At 57.4% G+C, this 16,417-nt stretch carries 9 protein-coding genes; 2 read left to right on the plus strand and 7 right to left on the minus strand.

What is annotated here, in order from left to right; translation table 11 throughout:
- Nucleotides 1–13: 13 nt before the first annotated feature.
- The 5 genes from HMPREF1556_RS05680 to HMPREF1556_RS05700 form a co-directional block, all read right to left on the minus strand.
- Nucleotides 14–2,620 (minus strand): zinc-dependent metalloprotease, encoded by a 2,607-nt coding sequence (locus HMPREF1556_RS05680; RefSeq protein WP_021667388.1) that lies wholly within the window; start codon nt 2,618–2,620, stop codon nt 14–16.
- A 260-nt stretch (nt 2,621–2,880) separates the two neighbouring features.
- On the minus strand, nt 2,881–4,374 hold the full coding sequence (locus tag HMPREF1556_RS05685) for a hypothetical protein (protein ID WP_157047520.1): 1,494 nt from the start codon (nt 4,372–4,374) through the stop codon (nt 2,881–2,883).
- A 21-nt stretch (nt 4,375–4,395) separates the two neighbouring features.
- A complete protein-coding gene (locus HMPREF1556_RS05690) occupies nt 4,396–5,238 on the minus strand; it encodes a DUF4843 domain-containing protein (RefSeq protein WP_021667390.1) in 843 nt (280 codons plus the stop codon).
- Nucleotides 5,239–5,250: 12 nt separating this feature from the next.
- Nucleotides 5,251–6,702, minus strand: coding sequence for a RagB/SusD family nutrient uptake outer membrane protein (locus tag HMPREF1556_RS05695; RefSeq protein WP_021667391.1), 1,452 nt, complete (start codon nt 6,700–6,702; stop codon nt 5,251–5,253).
- 22 nt (nt 6,703–6,724) lie between these two features.
- Nucleotides 6,725–9,796 (minus strand): SusC/RagA family TonB-linked outer membrane protein, encoded by a 3,072-nt coding sequence (locus HMPREF1556_RS05700; RefSeq protein WP_044125295.1) that lies wholly within the window; start codon nt 9,794–9,796, stop codon nt 6,725–6,727.
- A 650-nt stretch (nt 9,797–10,446) separates the two neighbouring features.
- On the opposite strand from HMPREF1556_RS05700, the gene nhaA reads away from it, so the two are divergent.
- Together nhaA and HMPREF1556_RS05710 are read left to right on the plus strand one after the other, a co-directional pair.
- A complete protein-coding gene (gene nhaA, locus HMPREF1556_RS05705; protein ID WP_021667393.1) occupies nt 10,447–11,790 on the plus strand; it encodes a Na+/H+ antiporter NhaA in 1,344 nt (447 codons plus the stop codon).
- A gap of 140 nt (nt 11,791–11,930) precedes the next feature.
- Nucleotides 11,931–12,470, plus strand: a complete 540-nt coding sequence (locus tag HMPREF1556_RS05710) for a hypothetical protein (RefSeq protein WP_021667394.1) — start codon at nt 11,931–11,933, stop codon at nt 12,468–12,470.
- A gap of 148 nt (nt 12,471–12,618) precedes the next feature.
- On the opposite strand, the gene HMPREF1556_RS05715 is transcribed toward HMPREF1556_RS05710, so the two are convergent.
- Both HMPREF1556_RS05715 and HMPREF1556_RS05720 read right to left on the minus strand, forming a co-directional pair.
- Entirely contained in the window at nt 12,619–15,237 is a 2,619-nt protein-coding gene (locus HMPREF1556_RS05715; protein WP_021667395.1) for a carboxypeptidase regulatory-like domain-containing protein, read from the minus strand.
- A gap of 38 nt (nt 15,238–15,275) precedes the next feature.
- Nucleotides 15,276–16,169, minus strand: a complete 894-nt coding sequence (locus HMPREF1556_RS05720; RefSeq protein ID WP_021667396.1) for a GLPGLI family protein — start codon at nt 16,167–16,169, stop codon at nt 15,276–15,278.
- Nucleotides 16,170–16,417 lie beyond the last annotated feature (248 nt).

The following is a 16,417-nucleotide window of genomic DNA, read 5'->3' on the forward strand; positions in this document are numbered from 1 at the left end:
TTCGGATGGGGGTCTATTTCTTAGCGTCAAGGAGCTTCTGGACCTTGAAGGCCAGAGTCTGGTAGTGCGCCTTGAGCACACGGTCAGTAGTAGAGGTAGCACGCTGCTCGAGCAGAGGGCGCACCTTCAGTAGGGCTGCGTACATATACTGCTCCGAGGTGTCGAGAGCAGGGACATTAGCCATGGGGTAGATGCTTGCCGAGGGGTTGCCACCGCCGTAGCTGGTACGGCCACTCTTGAGGGCCTCGCTGTAGTCGGTCGTCGCATCTAGGCTGACGAGCTTACCATCGACGAGGGTGGGAGTACTCGTGAAGCCATAGGGCATACCAGGGGTTGCATTGCGGGGATTGACCGTCGCTGCTACGGACTTGTCGATGAAGGCGATCTGCAGAAGGCGCTCCATGTGCGTAGGGCTCTTGCCTGCGATCGTCGAGGCAAAGACCGCCTGATAGAGGTCGTCGAAGTATTCGCCGAGGCTATAGCTCTTGGAGTCGACCTGCGAAGCGATGATGATGCGGGCACGTAGGTCGAAGATATCCTTGACGATGAACTCGAGGAGCTGGTCGTAGTAGCTGATGTCTAGGAAGCCCTTGCGCTCGAGGCTGCGGTCAGCGTACTGCTGGAAGTCCTTCGCCTGGCGGAGGAGCCACTGGAAGGCCTCACGCTGCTTCGCCTTAGGCACTACCTGATAGCGGGGCAGACCCGTAGAGAGTCGGCTCTCCTGACACACGACACCTCCGACGAGGCTCATGACATTCTTGAGCTGGAGGTAGTAGCCCTGGACGACTCCTAGATAGAGGCTCTTCTTCTTACGACTATCGGGATCGTTGGTGATCCACTTAGAGAGATGCGACTGGATGAGCGCTAGATTCTTCATCGTGAGCTCAGCCGTCTTGATGGGGTCATTCCCTAGGTCTTCGGTACGGACAGTAGGGTCGACAGCATAGCGCTGCTCAGGGGCATAGCGGAGATAGGGCTCGCGTACTCGCTTGTCGACACGGGAGAGTAGCTCCTTAGCCTCCAGTGCAGGATCTCCCTTGAGATCGAAGTAGCGGTAACCCCAGTCTATAGCGAAGAGGTCATAGGCTCCCAGCTGGTCGTTGATGAGGCGGACACCCTTGTCCGAGGGCTGAGCTAGGTAATTGTAGGGAGCACCATCGAGGATCGAGGGAGCAAGGCCCGACTCCTTGGTGAACTTCGCCGAGCGGAGCTGATCCGTAGTGTAGGCAGCAGAAGCGGCATAGTTCGGCAGGAGGCCAAGCACCTTACCCATCTCCTGCGAGACGAGCTGAGCGAGCGACTCATCGAAGAGGGCTTGTGGTAGGCGAGACGAGCGGACAGCAGGATCTACGGCAGCCGTGGCGAGGAAGCGCTGCTTGTGCAGAAGTGCCTCTACATTATTATATATAGTGAGGTTCCCGCTGAAGATCTCACCCGTGTGAGGATCCGTCCAGCACGAGGAGGCTACCGTCTCCTGACTATTGGGGATGTAGCGGATGCAGGAGTACTCGAGGTTGTCTGGGTCAAACTGCTTATCCCCCTTAGGGAAGTCGCGTACCTCGATGGCGTTACGGAAGCCAGCAGCTTCGAAGGCCTTGTTCCAGCGGAGGACACCTTCACGTATCGGGCGGTGCCAGCTTGCAGGGAAAGCGCTATCGAGGTAGAAGACGATCTTCTTCTCAGGCTCAGAGAGCTGACCCTTGGCATAAGCCTTCTTGTCCTTGGGGACGAGCTGCCAGCGGTGCGCTAGATATACAGGCTCGCTCTGGTCGAGGTAGTCGGGGAAGGAGACCTTGCGCGTCGTCTGATAGCCGACACGGGCATCAGCGAAGCGAGGAATAGCCGTAGAAGCCTCCACGGGGAGGATCGTATAGGTCACCTCTGCCGTGAGAGGCATATCCTTAGCTACGGTGAGCACCCCCATGAGCGAAGCATTGACCGAGAAGTTCATCTCGACACGTACACTAGCGTTGGAGTCGAAGGACTTCAGCCCTCGGACGAAGGTCAGGTTCGTATTGCGTGTAGAGGTGATCTTGAAGGGACCCTGCTGTGAAGGGATGATCTCGAAGAAGGGACTCGACTCCGTCACCAGCGAGTTGATCTTGAGGACGACCGTGGAGCTATCCGCCTTGTAGACCTCTGGTGTGAAGGACTCTACCGACTGGTCACGATAGTTGAGCTCGAGGGCCTTCTGTAGCTCAGGCGAAGCATCACGGCGGTAGACGATCGAGTTGGGAGCCTTCATGACGATGACGCTGTCCTGCTTCTCGAAGCGGAAGACAATCGGAGCAGAGTTCATCGAGCCGACAGCTAGGTAGTCGGGGTCGGTAGTAGAGGTGACCTTAGCGCCCATCATCAGCTCCTTGCCGAGGTACTTCGTAGGTAGCTCTAGGTAGACGCTACCGTCGATCTTGTGGAGGGTAACGAACTTCCCTCGAGCTGTCTCGACTTTCTTGTCCTTGAAGAACTTCGTGTACTTGTCTTCTTTCTTCTCTTTCTTGTCCTTGGTGTCGTCACCGAAGGCACGAGAGGAGAGAGCTGAGGGGGCCGCAGCGAGGCCCAGTGATCCTGCTGCGATGGCGGTAGCCACGAGCAGGCATCGGATACAACTCTTGTGCATGGATGAGGATTATAGTGTGATTACTTTGTTCTGTGGGGGAGCGAAAAGGAGGCGATACCGAGGAGTAGATACCCTGAGGCAAGTCTCCGACACACGGCTCCTTCTACCCCTCCGATAGCTCCTTCACTACCCGAGCCCTCTAGCTTGAGGGGGATAGCACACCGAAGCCCCGTAGCCCCTTCCTCTATGGGATAGGCTACTGGGGCGACGGAGGAGCAGGCCTCCCTCCCCGGGAGGATCAGCGGGAGGGAGGCGGTATATTAGCGACTGAATTGACGGTAGATGATCTGCTTGATCTTGCCCGTGACACCCGTCTCTGCCTTGATGAGCTGAGGAGTGATCCCCGTGACATCGTAGCTGTAGATCGAGCCAACGAACCCTGATCCCGTGCCATTCGCCCCGATGAAGAGACGATTGTCTGTGGTCAGTGCCATCGAAGCGATCGTCTGCCCTGAGGGGAGGGAGATCCACGCTCGATGATCCGTCGCAGTCGTATTGGCCATGTTGTAGAAGTACACCTTGTCTGCCGTCGCCACCAGTGCAGCCGTACCAGCTAGCGTAGGTTGCAAGTGAGTAGGAGTACCTTCGGTGAACTCCACCAAGGAGACCGCTGCCCCGTCGAGCGTAGTCGTGCCAGCGAAGTCCCCAGCACGCAGGCGAGCGACGAAGTACTTGCTGTCGGAATTGCGCTTGAGTAGCAGGAGCGTGTAGTTGTAGGTGAAGTTGCCTTCCCCTCCACTCTTCATATCGATGAGTGTCATCCCTTCGAAGGGATTGGTCTCCTCGGGAGCTCCTCCAGGGAAGGAGCTTGCCGTAAGGGTACGGACCTTCTTGACCATGACTCTTGAGCCGAGGGACATGTACAGCAGGTTGCTTCCTGCATTGTCAAAGAAGGCAATCCCTTCACTGATACGTTTCCCGGTGAGCGCTCGCCAGTTCACCAGCGCATTAGCTAGAGAGTAGTTAGGAGCGACACGAGAGATATTAAAGTCCTGTCGCTTGGAGGGGACAGTCACCGAGCGCTCCATCTCCCAGAGGTTATGCCCGGAGATGAAGTACTCCTTGACGGTAGCCTGGTTGCCACTCGCATGGCTGACCTCTACCGGATTAGTGAAGGAGATACGAGGCGTGAGCACCTTCAGGGAGTCTGCCGACAGGCGGTAGTAGCGTGTAGGCGTACCGAGAGAGATCCCGAGGAAGCCACGTGAGGCTCCTGCTCCGGGTACATAACGATAGATGAGGAAGGACTGAGGATCCCCCGTCATATCGATCGTGGGATTACTTCTGCCGAAGGCATCGAGGTCGAAGTCCTCCGTCTTCGCCCCCCCAGGGAGGTAAGAGAGGATCGTCTTGCCTTCGTGCCCCGCTAGGACGTAGAGTCCATCCACGTAGCGGAAGGGGACGTCGATCGTGAAGCGGAAGAAGTACGAGCCGTCAGGCGTGTACATACGTAGACGAGCATCATGCTTACCATAGCTCGTAGGGCTATAGGAGAGATCCTTCTCCGTAGAGACGACCACGCCATCGACGATCCACTCATAGGAGGGCGTCACAGATGCGCCCGTCGTGATGGTATATGCGGGCGACTTGATCACGGTGACCTCACCGAAGGTAGCCGTCTGCACCGAGGCGATGGGCTCTGTTACCTTGACGACAGCCAGAGGGTGATCGCCATTGACCGAGTGGTCCTTGTAGCAGGAGGAGAAGAGTGAGAGGGCCAGGAGAAGGCCCAGTGACTTATAGATCTTATTCATCTTCATTCGTACTCTGTGAGGTTAGCGATACTGAGATAGGAGCTCCACCAGCTTTTTAGGCTTTTTCTCACCATGCTCATCCATATACTTCTCGAGGCGGAGCAGGAGGGGATACTGAATGTTAGCATCAGACTTATAAAGCGCCTCCTGCACGGGGTCTTCCCCATTCTTAGGGAGACCGTAGGCATTGATGAGCATACGGTACTTCCCCTCACTATACTTCCCGAGGTAGACATCCTGGAGGTAGCCCCACCAGAAGGGGATCTGGAGCTGGTTCGTCACACAGAGGACTATCGTATTGCGCTTGTTGAGTGCCGTACGCAGGTCAGGTGTAGAGCCTAGGTGTAGCGTGAGGGTATCGTACTTGAGTAGGGGCTCGTCGCCAGGCTGCATCTCCGAGAGAGCATCTAGGAGCGTGCGTACACCATCACGGATGATGATGTACTTACCGTTCTCCTGCTGGACGGTGGAGATCTTCGAGCGATTGAGCTGGATCGTGAAGCGCCCCCGGATGGAGTCAGCAGGGATCGTATAGCTGGATGCCAAGGCATCGAACTGCTCACCAGCCTTAGCCGTAGAGCGGGACTCATCGACCAGCACCTTGTAGGAGAGCGGTGAAGAGGAGAGTCGACCAAGTAGGTCCACCTCGAAGGTATAGGGGATCTTCCCATTGACGTCCTCTAGGAGGGCGAGGTTCTGCACTGTGATGGTGTCTGCCCCTTCCTTGGAGAAGTAGGCGACACGTGACTCATTGTAGAAGCCATCCTTGCTGTACTCTCCGTCGTAGAGCTCAGACTTGGAGCAAGACCCCAAGAGGCCAAGAGAGCCGAGGGCAAGCAGGGCTAGAGCATATCTTCTGTTCATTGTCGTTGGCTTTTACTGGTTACCGTAGGTGAGCTCATCCTGAGGCCAGGGCAGGACAAAGATGCTAGAGCTGGGCTCGATGGTACGCTCCCCAAGAAGGTCAAGGAAGGAGCTATTGAAATGCTTGAACGCAGAGAAGATCTGGCCTTCCCCTGGTAGCTCACGCATGTACTCCTTCACAAGCTCGGCCTTGAAGTCCACCTGCGTAGGCAGGTCGCTCGTGGTGAGGGCATTCAGACCACGGCTCTCACGCACCTTGTTCAGGGCCGCTAGTGCTACCGTAGGATCGGTCGAGTAGAGGGCCTCAGCCTGGATGTAGTACATCTCGGGCAGGCGGATCAGAGTCAGCCCCCTCAGAGAAGTAGCAGCAGAGGTCGCCTCTTCGGAGCTAGCTACAAAGCGTACGAACTGCTGGTAGGTACCGGCATCACGGTAGTAGGCGGCCTGACGATTGTCGATAGCACCCGTAGCGCTCCCTGTGACGGCGTAGAGCTGGTCGAGCACGGACTTGCGGTGGGCTTCATTGAGGTCGTCAGAGCCCGCACCTGTATTCTTGAGGAAGCGAGCAGCTACCTGATCGAGGAAGCTAGGAGCGTAGAGCCCGAAGATCATCTCACCCGAAGCAGGGAAGCGACGTACGCTCTCGAAGGAGTTACGGTTCGCTAGGTTGAAGTCCGCCGTGTGGTCGGTGACCTTCTTAGCGTACTCAGCGGCCTTGGACCAATTGCCCATAGCCTGATAGACACGAGCCTTGGTAGCGTAGACTGCATACTTATTGAAGTGTACAGCACGCCCTGACCAGAAGTCCGCCGTCTGGGTCACCCCGAGACTCACGGTCTCATCGATGGGGGCAAGCAGGCGCTCTGCTTCGTCGAGGTCCTTGAGGATGTTCTCATAGGTACCGGCGACGGTATAGACACGGCGGTTCTTGAGGTTGTACTCATACGAGTACGGGATCCCACGGGAGTCCTTGCCACGCACATAGTCTTCGGCGAAGAGACGCACGAGGTCAAAGTGCAGGAAGGCACGCAGGCCAAGTGCCTCACCCTTGAGCTGGGAGAGGTGTGCACTGCTTATCGAGGGAGACTCGAGGTTCGCCAGGATATTATTGACATAGGAGATGACCCTGTACTGACCGAACCACAGGCTGTAGATCTCGGCCTGCACAGAGACATCCGTATAGTTATACGCACGGGTCTTGGACGAAGTCGAGGTAGCCGAAGTCGAGCCGAACATCTGGGCAAGCTCGTCGACGAAGCCATTGGTCAGGCGCTGACCGTACAGGTCGGACGAGGCCATCGTCCCGTAAACGCCATAGAAGGCATCATAGTACCCCTGGAGCGTAGAGAACTGTATCTCCTGCAGGAGCGTCCCCTTGGGCTGTACGTCGAGGAACTTATTGCACGAGGGCAGGCCTGCTAGGCTCAGTGCTCCGAGGGCTATATATAAAGCTGTCTTCTTCATAAACACACTTCTTGGTTAGGGATTAGAAGGAGAGACGCAGAGACATCTCTACGCTACGAGCAAAGGGATAATCCAGACCACGCTCACGCTTGACCGTGGAGAGGTAGAAGAGGTCATTGGTCAGGAGCTCGATACGTGCACGACGCATGTGGAGCTTCTTGACCCAAGGAGCCTCCGTCTCGTAAGCGAAGGAGAGACTACGTAGCGTCAGATAGTACTCCTTCTGGACAAAGCGACTCGTCTGATAGGGGCTATCCGTAGAAGCGATATTGCGGTAGCGGGCGATGTCGCCAGGTTGCTTCCAGCGATCCTCGAGGACACGCTGGTCGGCGTTCTGCTCACGCTTCGTCCCCTCTACACGAGAGGCCAGCGTAGCATTGTAGACCGTAGCACCGAGGGAGTAGCCGAAGTTGGCATTGAGCGAGAAGCCCTTGTACATCAGGTACGAGGTCAGCGAGCCATAGGCCCAAGGCGAGGTATCACCGAAGACACGACGGTCATTAGGGTCGTAGGTGAAGGTATAGGAGCCATCACGCTTGATGTAGATCTCCTTACCTGTAGCGGGATCGATACCTGCTGAGGGGACGACCTTCAAAGCCGTGAGGGATTCGCCCTCTTCGTAGAGAGGAAGGGGCGTCGTACCACGGTTGAGGGAGTCGACACTGAGGTTCTTCTCGTTGAGGGCCTTGAGGGCGTTACTTACCTTCTTGACCTTATTACGATTGTAGGAGTAGTTCAGTGAGAGTGACCACTGCAGATCCTTGGTCTGGATGGGGACGACACGGGTCTGGAACTCGATCCCGTTGTTCTCCACCTCCCCGACGTTCTGTCGTGCGGTGACGGCACCGATCGAGGGAGCTAGGGAGACGTCGAGTAGGAGGTTGTCCGTAGTCTTCTGGTAGGCGTCGACGGTGAGGTCCCAGCGGTTCTTGAAGAGCGTGAGGTCAAGCCCGATGTTCTTGCTCAGCGTACGCTCCCACTTCAGCTCGGGGTTACCGATAGCCATGGGTACGGAGCCTGCGCCGACGATGTAGTTGATCCTATTATTATAGGTATAGGTCGTGAGGGCCTGATAGGGGTCGAAGGAGATGTTCCCCAGGTACCCGATGCTCGCACGGAGCTTGAGGAGCTGGATGTTCTTATTCCCTTCGAAGAACTTCTCATTGTGGATGTTCCAAGCCGTACCGAGCGACCAGAAGGGGGCGAAGCGCTGGTTCTTACCGAACTTCGATGACCCTTCGTAGCGGTAGACGACGTCCACCGAGTAGCGGTTGTCGTAGATAGCGTTCCCGTTGAAGAAGAAGCCTGCTGCCGTAGCTAGAGACTCTGTACCGGAGGGGCGAGCGCTACCACCGTAGCCTAGGGCGAAATTGGGGTGTCCAAGGACATCGGAATAGAAGCCAAGGCTCGTGTAGCTACTATTGTCTGCCGTGGTGGATTCGAGGCTCGATCCGGCCATCGACGTGACGTAGAGCTTCTCGAAGAAGGTACGGTTGTACGAGACCATCAGCTTACCTAGGAAGCTCAAGCCACGACCGAGGTTCTCGGTCATCGAACCCTTCTTCGTCAGGTCGCTCTCGTTGCGGAAGGTGTAGGAGAGCGGTGACTTGAAGCTACGGGTATAGTTATTGCGCGTGGTGAAGGAGAAGTCCCCATCGACACGGAGGTTACGATTGATCCAATACTGCGCCGTCGTCGTATTGAGGAAGTCCATACTCCCGGCACGATTGAAGCTACCGAGCGATGCTTCGTAGAGCGGATTGTCGAGGTTGTGCTCCAGACGAGGTAGGAGCTCCCCATCGGGGCCGTAGGGCGACTGGTAGGGATTCTGCTTGGAGAAGTTAGAGAACGACCCGTAGCTAGGATCCTGCGAAGTAGAGCGGTTCACCGTCAGCGTATTGGAGGCGAAGAACTTCCCCTGCTTGTTGTAGGAGAGCTTGAAGGTCCCCGAGAGACGCTCACGAGCCGACTGCATCATGACGCCCGTCTCATTGCCGTAGCGGAGCGAGAGTCCGTAGCGTACATACTTGTCCCCCCCGTCGGCGCTGACCGTATGGGAGTGCGAGACACCGGTGCGCAGAGGCTTAGCGAGCCAGTCGGTATTCGTACCGCTCTGGATCATGCGTACGACACGGTCACGGCGAAGATCGTTGAAGTGCTGCAGGTCGAAGGAGCTCGTCTGACCAGGGGTATAAGCATTGTACAGACCAGCCAAATCCTCGTACTGCAGCTTCTGCTGAGGCGTCAGGAGGTGGTAGTCCGTCAGATCAGGCATCGAGAGGCGGAGCGTACCGCTATAGTTCACTCGGATCGCCCCTTCGTTGATGGGCTTCGTCGTGATGACGATGACCCCAGCAGCAGCTTTAGCTCCGTAGAGAGCCGAGGCAGAGGCGTCCTTGAGCACCGTGACACTCTCGATGGTATTCATATCCATGTCATAGATGTAGTCGACATCTACGATCGCTCCGTCGACGACGAAGAGTGGGAGGTTAGCTGCACCGGAGAAGGTCGCACGACCACGCAGGTTGAGGTCAGGGCGAGCATTAGGGTCAGAGCCCAGGTCATTCTGGTGGACGACCTGCAGACCGGGTACGAAGGCTTCAAGCCCCTGTAGGAGATTCTTAGTCCCGACAGATAGGAGCTGTTCGGACTTGATCGTCGTCTGTGACCCAGTGTAGCTCTTCTTATCCTTCTTTGTGAAGCCCGTGACGACTACCGACTCGATCGACTGACTATCGGGCTCGAGGTCGATACGTAGAGGCTTGCCCCCCTGCAGGGTGAGTGCCTTGGACTTATAGCCGATGAAGGTGATGCGTACACGCTCACTGGGGTTCTTGGAGCGGAACTCAAAGTGTCCCTTCCCATCGGTGATGAAGCCTCCCGTCTGACCGAGGACCTGCACCGTCACCAGGGGCATCGGATCCCCATTCTCATCGTAGACCGTGCCACTGTAGACATGGATCGTCGATCGAGGCTCGCTCTGCTGTGTCGTATTACCTCCCGATGATGTGACCAGGCTGGGAGAAGTGGCCTGGGCGGAGAGCGTTGACCCTAGGATACAGCCCCCCACTAATAGTGTTGTAATAATTCTCATTCGACCTCAATGGATTAAGTTCGACCCATAGACTACCAGCTCTCGTACTAGCCTGGGCTGCATACTCGCTACACACACCACGACCTACGCCGAGCATATCGGATCTACTCTTCTCGGGGAAGATGCAAGCGGTGACTGACCGCTAAGACCTTGTCCTGCTACCAATTCTAGCAACCTATCGGATGTAGCAAAGATAGTCATTCTGGGATAGATAATAACGATTATTTAACATTTTGCCTTTTGTTTAGGTTCCACTGCCCCTCTTTGAGGGAAGCTGGGGAGGGAAGGCCCCCTACTCCACACCCCTTCTCCGGCCCCTCCTTCGTCCCCCCAAAAAGGGACCTACGGTAGGTCGTCATCAAAACCTACCTGGGGCGACCCACGGTAGGGTCCTAACGACCCCTTCCAAACCCGCTCCACAAGCGGGTCTCTGAATCCCCACTTTTTCGGAGGGTAATTCCACCTCCCCGACGATGGTCACTTCCCCCAGAGAATCGCCCATCCTCTGACGTTTTCACACAATTATCACTAACTTTGTACCAAGATGGAGGATAGGGAGATCTACTCGTAGATACCCCTCGCCTCTGCATGCGACAGCGAGGACGCACCATGGCACCAAGCCGACCAATATCACGCCCCATCACTTAGCAATGAGCACTAACCCTCCGCGAAAGACTTCTCTACTGCAGCGCCTCACCGCCCTGCGCCCCAACCCCACGGTACTCCTCTTCCTGGCGACGATCGTCGCCGTGTGCATCGCCAACTCCCCCTGGAGGGAGAGCTACGAGCACTTCCTACAGTACCCCGTGCAAGTCATCGTCGGAGGCATCGAACTCTTCCGCCACCTCGGCCACACCATGACCATCAGTCAGGTGGTGAATGATGCCCTGATGGCTATCTTCTTCTTCCTAGTGGGTCTGGAGATCAAGCAGGAACTGCTGGTAGGCGAACTAGCCTCACCGAAGAAGGCACTCCTACCCGTGATCGCCGCTCTGGGGGGTATGATCTTCCCCGTGCTCTTCTTCCTGACTGTCTCTCCCGAGCACCCCGAGAGCATCGGCGCTGCTATCCCTATGGCTACCGACATCGCCTTTGCACTGGCCGTCCTAGCTTCACTAGGCGACCGAGTACCGAAGAGCCTCCGTGTCTTCCTCGCTACCCTCGCTGTAGCCGATGACATCGGCGGGATCATCGTCATCGCCCTCTTCTACAGCTCCGAGGTCGCCCTCCTGCCACTGGGTATCGGTCTAGCACTGGTGGGCGTCGTCCTCCTGCTGGGTCGTATGCGCATCCATACCCTCGAGCCCTACATCATCCTCGCTATAGCCGTCTGGGCGCTCTTCCTCCAGTCGGGTATCCACCCCACGATCGCAGGTGTCCTGGTCGCTCTCTGTATCCCTGCAGGGACGAAGGTCCATATCCGCGAACTCGCACAGAAGCTCCACGACGAGACGAGCCACCTCTCTACCGACGCTCGTGAAGCCGATCGTGCGCTCATCCTCTCCCATGAGCAGCTGGAGCGAATCACCGAGATCCGCTCCACCGCAGGTAAGGCCATCAGCCCCGTACAGACCCTAGAGCACGCTCTGGCTCCGCTAGTGAATTACTTCATCCTCCCCCTCTTCGCCTTCGTCAATGCTGGCGTATCTCTCGGGGGCGTCTCAGCAGACATGCTCCTCGGCCTGCCCCTAGCTATCTTCCTCGGCCTCTTCGCAGGGAAGACCGTCGGCATCAGCCTCTTCACCTGGCTGGCCATCCGTGTCAAGCTCTGCCCTTGGCCCGAAGGGATGAACCTCATCCGCCTAGTCAGTCTCGCTGCTCTGGGCGGTATCGGCTTCACCGTCTCCCTCTTCATAGCCAACCTATCCTATGATAGCCCCGAGCTCGCACAGCTCCTTAACGAAGCTAAGCTCGGTATCTTCGCAGGGACGATCGGCTCTGGGGTGGTCGGCTACCTACTCCTGAGGAAGTTCCTCCCCCACGCCAAGGCATAGCGCCTCCGTGAGCTTCGGTGGGAGGGCTCAGCAAGACTTAGTTGTGCTCCTTACCGAAAAGTTTTACCTTTGTTAGCAACTGAGTGGGGGACTTTGACTCCTTACACTCATTTATCTCACCTCATATCATTATTTTTCACATGCTCAAGAAAGTATTCCTTGCTGTACTCGCTATCGTAGGTAGCGCCAGCATCGCTAACGCTCAGGAAGTATTCCAGAAGGGTACCACTGCTATCAACGCAGGTGTCGGTATCGGCTCTTACTACTCAGGCCTCTCTATCCCCCCCCTCTCTGTAAGCCTTGACTACGGTATCGTAGACAACCTGATCAACGGCAACAACGGGTCGATCTCTATCGGGGGCTTCGCAGGTTACACTGGAGGCAGCCAGACCTATGGCACCTATAAGAGCTCATTCTCTTACATCGCCCTCGGTGGTCGTGGTGCTTTCCACTATCAGTTTGCCCCCAAGCTCGACACCTACGCTGGTCTGATGGTCTCTTACGATATCGCATCGGTATCCTCTAACTTAGACTATGCAGGTGCATCTGTTGCTACCAGCGGCATCAACTGGACTCTCTTCCTCGGTGGCCGCTACTTCTTCACGGAGAAGATCGGTGCCTTCGCTGAACTCGGCTACGGCTTCTACAACCTGAACCTCGGTGTTACCTTCAAGCTCTAAGAAGCTCAGCCCACACGAGAGTAAACCCATCTACTCTTAGATAAGACGGACGCCGTCGTCTCCTCGTTCGGAGACGACGGCGTCTGTCTTTTTCCTTCCTCCCCCACCGTGGGGATGGAGAGAAGTGTACTCTAGGAAGAGCTCGGAGCTAGATACGGAAAGAGGCCGTGACGACTAGCTCTCGGGGACGAAGAGGCACGGTGAAGCTCGACACCTCCGTAGCGGAGAGATGGGTCACTCGGTAGGCTGTCTGTCCCCAGAGGTTCGCTATCCGTGCCGAGAGCTTGAGCCGCTTACTCACGGTCCATCGGGCATCTAGATCGCCGAAGAAACTATGCTTGTAGTACCGTGGGCTGGTCTCATTCATCGAGTGGACGACCTGCATACTGAGGAGCCAAGCTCCACCTAGGGGCAGGGCAGCCTCCACGCTCTCTCGCAGGGAAAGGACAGGGTCAAGTCTCCTCAGAGGGTGATGTAGCCACATACTGCTTAGCTCGAAGGTGTAGGCCAGCTCCAGCGGTGCGAACCTATTGCACGTCATCGTGAGGCTCGGCTGGACGAGGTCGCTCTGGATGGGATAGGTGCGCCGTGCCTGTGCGCTGAGGTAGCTGGTATGGCTGTACTTGAGCTCAGCATGCAGGCTGAGACCGAGGGACGATCTCGTCCCGTCGACCGCCCCTGCTACGGAGAAGGTGCGCCTGTGGTGGGTGCTGTCGATGGGGATACTCTCCGCCCGATCCGCACTAAAGGTATAGTCCCGATAGTAGCCACGGGTCGTCTGGAGGTAGCTCAGCTGTAGGTAAGCGAAGAAGAGCTCCAAGGGATCTCGGTAGGAGAGCCGTAGCGAGCCCGAGAGACGCTCCTGAGTGTAGAGTCGCTCGAGACTCTGGTAGTAGAGCCGATAGCCCCTACGTATCGGGCTCGGGCTGTAGTAGCTGTCGAGGTCGGGGCGCTGTGCATAGCTCCCACGTAGCCACAGCTCTCCCCGCTGGCCTATACCCTTCCTCAGGCTGATGAAGGGTGATACCGTCAGGCGGGTCGCCTCGTCATGGACAGCCCCGACGTGCAGTGCCTCCCGCTCTAGGGTCATGGGTGCGCCCGCCGAGAGGTAGAGTCCTCCGGTGCGGTAGGTGAAGGTAGCATCCAGCCCAAGGGCTAGGTCACGATAGGTCGAGGTGCTTGATAGGCTGACTTGGGGAGCGTCGTAGCTCCTCAGGTCTGCCGTAGCGCTGAGCCCCGTGCTGAGGGATGTAGAGCGCCCGAGGTGAAAGGTCGTCGAAGCCCGATGCGTCGAATGGAGCTGGGTGAGGCGCCTCCCCTCATAAAGCGGCTGGCGAGGTTTCGTGCCCTCCGTCCATTCCCCGCGGAGGGTCTCCCCAGCGGTGTAGCCACGGGTCGAGGAGACGAAGTCCAGTAGTGTCCCGCCGAGGCTCAGGGTCGTCTGGAGCGAAGCCTGTAGCCAGAGGGGCTCTTGGCGGAGCTGTAGGGCGTAGCGACGGCTATTGGAGCTCAGCCCCTCCTGCTCATCGGAGCGTCTACCGCCGAAGGTCAGTTCACCGAGGAGGTAGCGCTTGGGAGCATTGAGTTCGTAGCGAAGGGAGGCATTGTAGTAGTTCGGCCTCTGGGTGAGCTGGGAGGTCTCATAGAGGTCTAGGGGCGTGGTACCGAGGTAATGGTGCTCGCTCCCCGAGTGAAGACGTCGGCGATCATGGTAGCCAGAGACATTGAGCCGAAGGTCGCTGTAGGGGGTGAGCTTCTGTAGGTCGTTGAAGCCCCAGTTGACGCCTCGATCATCGAGATAGCGATGGATATCGAGCGGAGGGCTCTTAGGCGCAGAGGTCTCCAGCACGGTAGAGGGCAGGGCGACCTGTGGGAGCGAACTCGAAGCATCCATCTGCTGGACGAAGTCCCCCGAGAGGTCCACCCCGGTAGTATTCCCCTTGAGGGTCGTGATGAGTTGATTGGTGCGTCCCGCCTGCATCAGGAAGCTCTTCCCCTCCCAGAGGGGCGGGCACACACCTGCCCCCGCCATGAGTTCTCCGAAGGGTCTGAAGCGGGAGCCCTTGCTCAGGCGGATATTGAGTGCAGCCTGATCACTCACGACGAGTCCCTGTAGGATACGCTTGTGCTGATTGTGCTCGATGACCTCTACCTGGTCGACGGCCTCCACAGGGATGTTGCGTGAGGCCTGAGTATAGTTGCTCCCCAGAGGGTCTTGTCCCTCGATGTAGAACTTATTGATCGCCTTGCCCTGATACTCTATACGCCCGTTCTCCTTGACCTCGATACCGGGGAGCCTCTTGATCACATCCTCGAGGTAGCGATCCTGCTTGCCAGCAAAGGCCTTGACACGGTAGAGGAGGGTATCGCCCCGTACGTTGATCGGGCGGGCCTTGATACGCACCTCCCGTATGGGTGTCGTCGAGGGCTGGAGGCGGATGGTGCAGGTGTCTCCTGGGAGTTCGGTGATACGTAGCTCCTGCTTCGTATAGCCCAGCAGGGCGAAGGTGAGGCGTACGTCTCGGGGCGAGAGGCTGAAGCGAGCTTCTCCCCGAGCGTCGCTCTGCGTGAAGGCCGTGCGCCGTCCTTCGCCGTCCCAGACGGAGCATAGGACATCGCCGATGGGCTTACCCGTCTCGGCGCTCACGATACGGGCTGTCACACGACGTCCCTCGGTCTGCCCCCACGCCACCGACCCTAGGGGAAGGAGGAAGAGGAGGGGCAGGAGCCACCAGAGCTGTCGGGCAGGACGGACGGGCTTTCTCATGCGGGGGAGAGCGGTACGGGGCGGATGGGTGGGAGGTGCTACTCTAGTTCGATCGGGTTGTAGGGCTTCGGAGGACGCACGGGTTTCTTCCCCTGGACGGCGATCTGTGGGGAGGAGTAGCCTCCGGGGTTAGCCATATACCGACGGTTCGCCTCCTGTAGGCGCTCCCTCGTCGTCTTGAAGTACTCCTTTTCCTTCCGATAGATCATCTCTCCCGCTGGAGCTCGCTCGAAGCCCTGTAAGGTGAAGACATAGTCCCGATCTCGGTCATATATACAGGCGATGAGTCCAGGTAGACCTCTGAACTTGTACGGCCCGTAGCTCAGGGGGATCTCCTCCGTGTACCAAGCTGTGTAGTCACGCCCACGGTAGTGCGTCTGAGCTCGGTGGCACACGTAGCCTGCGATGACACTATCCCCAGGGACGAGCTCCCACTGCTGGTGAGGGATAGGCTCCTCGTAGGTAAAGTAATCCAGCACGATACGATCGAAGCCTTCCACCTTCCCCTCCGTCTGCCGAAAGAGTAGATGATTCCCCGAGAGCGACCTCTTGCCAGCCGAGTAGTAGGCAGGGATGAAGTCCTCGGGGCGCAGACCTGCCTTCACCCCATGGTCTAGGATCGAGTCCGCCTGCCAGCTCCCATAGTCTAGGTAGCGCTGCGTGGTCTCTCCGACCTGCAGGAGCTGTATCCACTCATGCGAGGGGCTGGGCGTCTTGGCTAGGGGATGATACTCGATGCTGTAGTACACTCGGTAGAGGCAGGGCTCGATGACCGCCTTAGCGATGGTGTCGGTCTTCATGGTCTTGGCTGCCTGGATCATGCTCCCGAGGATCGTGCTCGAGGTCTGAGCCTGTGCCTCCACCCTCAGCATGCCGAAGGAGAAGACAGAGAGAAGGAGGACTAAGTGTCGCAAGCGAATAGCTGTATCCATACGTTCGGTGAAGTGGAGTAATGAGCTAAGAGGAGATCCCTTAGCTTCTTCTATGCAAGTGTACAAAGGATTCTCGAGAATCCCAAGCGAAGCCCCCCTGAGAGCCCCCTCCTCCCGAGGGTAAAAAGCGGGTACACAGGCCCCTTGAACCGAGGCGGGGAAAACGGAGGGGTTTCTACGGAGCGAATATCCCCCTTTCTACACCTCTACTTATACCCCTAAAAAACGACCTACGGTAGGTCGTCGAA

It is taken from the genome of Porphyromonas sp. oral taxon 278 str. W7784, from assembly GCF_000467855.2.
In the GTDB taxonomy this organism is placed as follows: domain Bacteria; phylum Bacteroidota; class Bacteroidia; order Bacteroidales; family Porphyromonadaceae; genus Porphyromonas.

Coding starts and splice junctions, on each gene's coding strand:
- HMPREF1556_RS05680 (WP_021667388.1), bottom strand. CDS start 2,620: ATGCACAAGAGTTGTATCCGATGCCTGCTCGTGGCTACCGCCATCGCA.
- HMPREF1556_RS05685 (WP_157047520.1), bottom strand. CDS start 4,374: ATGAATAAGATCTATAAGTCACTGGGCCTTCTCCTGGCCCTCTCACTC.
- HMPREF1556_RS05690 (WP_021667390.1), bottom strand. CDS start 5,238: ATGAACAGAAGATATGCTCTAGCCCTGCTTGCCCTCGGCTCTCTTGGC.
- HMPREF1556_RS05695 (WP_021667391.1), bottom strand. CDS start 6,702: ATGAAGAAGACAGCTTTATATATAGCCCTCGGAGCACTGAGCCTAGCA.
- HMPREF1556_RS05700 (WP_044125295.1), bottom strand. CDS start 9,796: ATGAGAATTATTACAACACTATTAGTGGGGGGCTGTATCCTAGGGTCA.
- nhaA (WP_021667393.1), top strand. CDS start 10,447: ATGAGCACTAACCCTCCGCGAAAGACTTCTCTACTGCAGCGCCTCACC.
- HMPREF1556_RS05710 (WP_021667394.1), top strand. CDS start 11,931: ATGCTCAAGAAAGTATTCCTTGCTGTACTCGCTATCGTAGGTAGCGCC.
- HMPREF1556_RS05715 (WP_021667395.1), bottom strand. CDS start 15,237: ATGAGAAAGCCCGTCCGTCCTGCCCGACAGCTCTGGTGGCTCCTGCCC.
- HMPREF1556_RS05720 (WP_021667396.1), bottom strand. CDS start 16,169: ATGGATACAGCTATTCGCTTGCGACACTTAGTCCTCCTTCTCTCTGTC.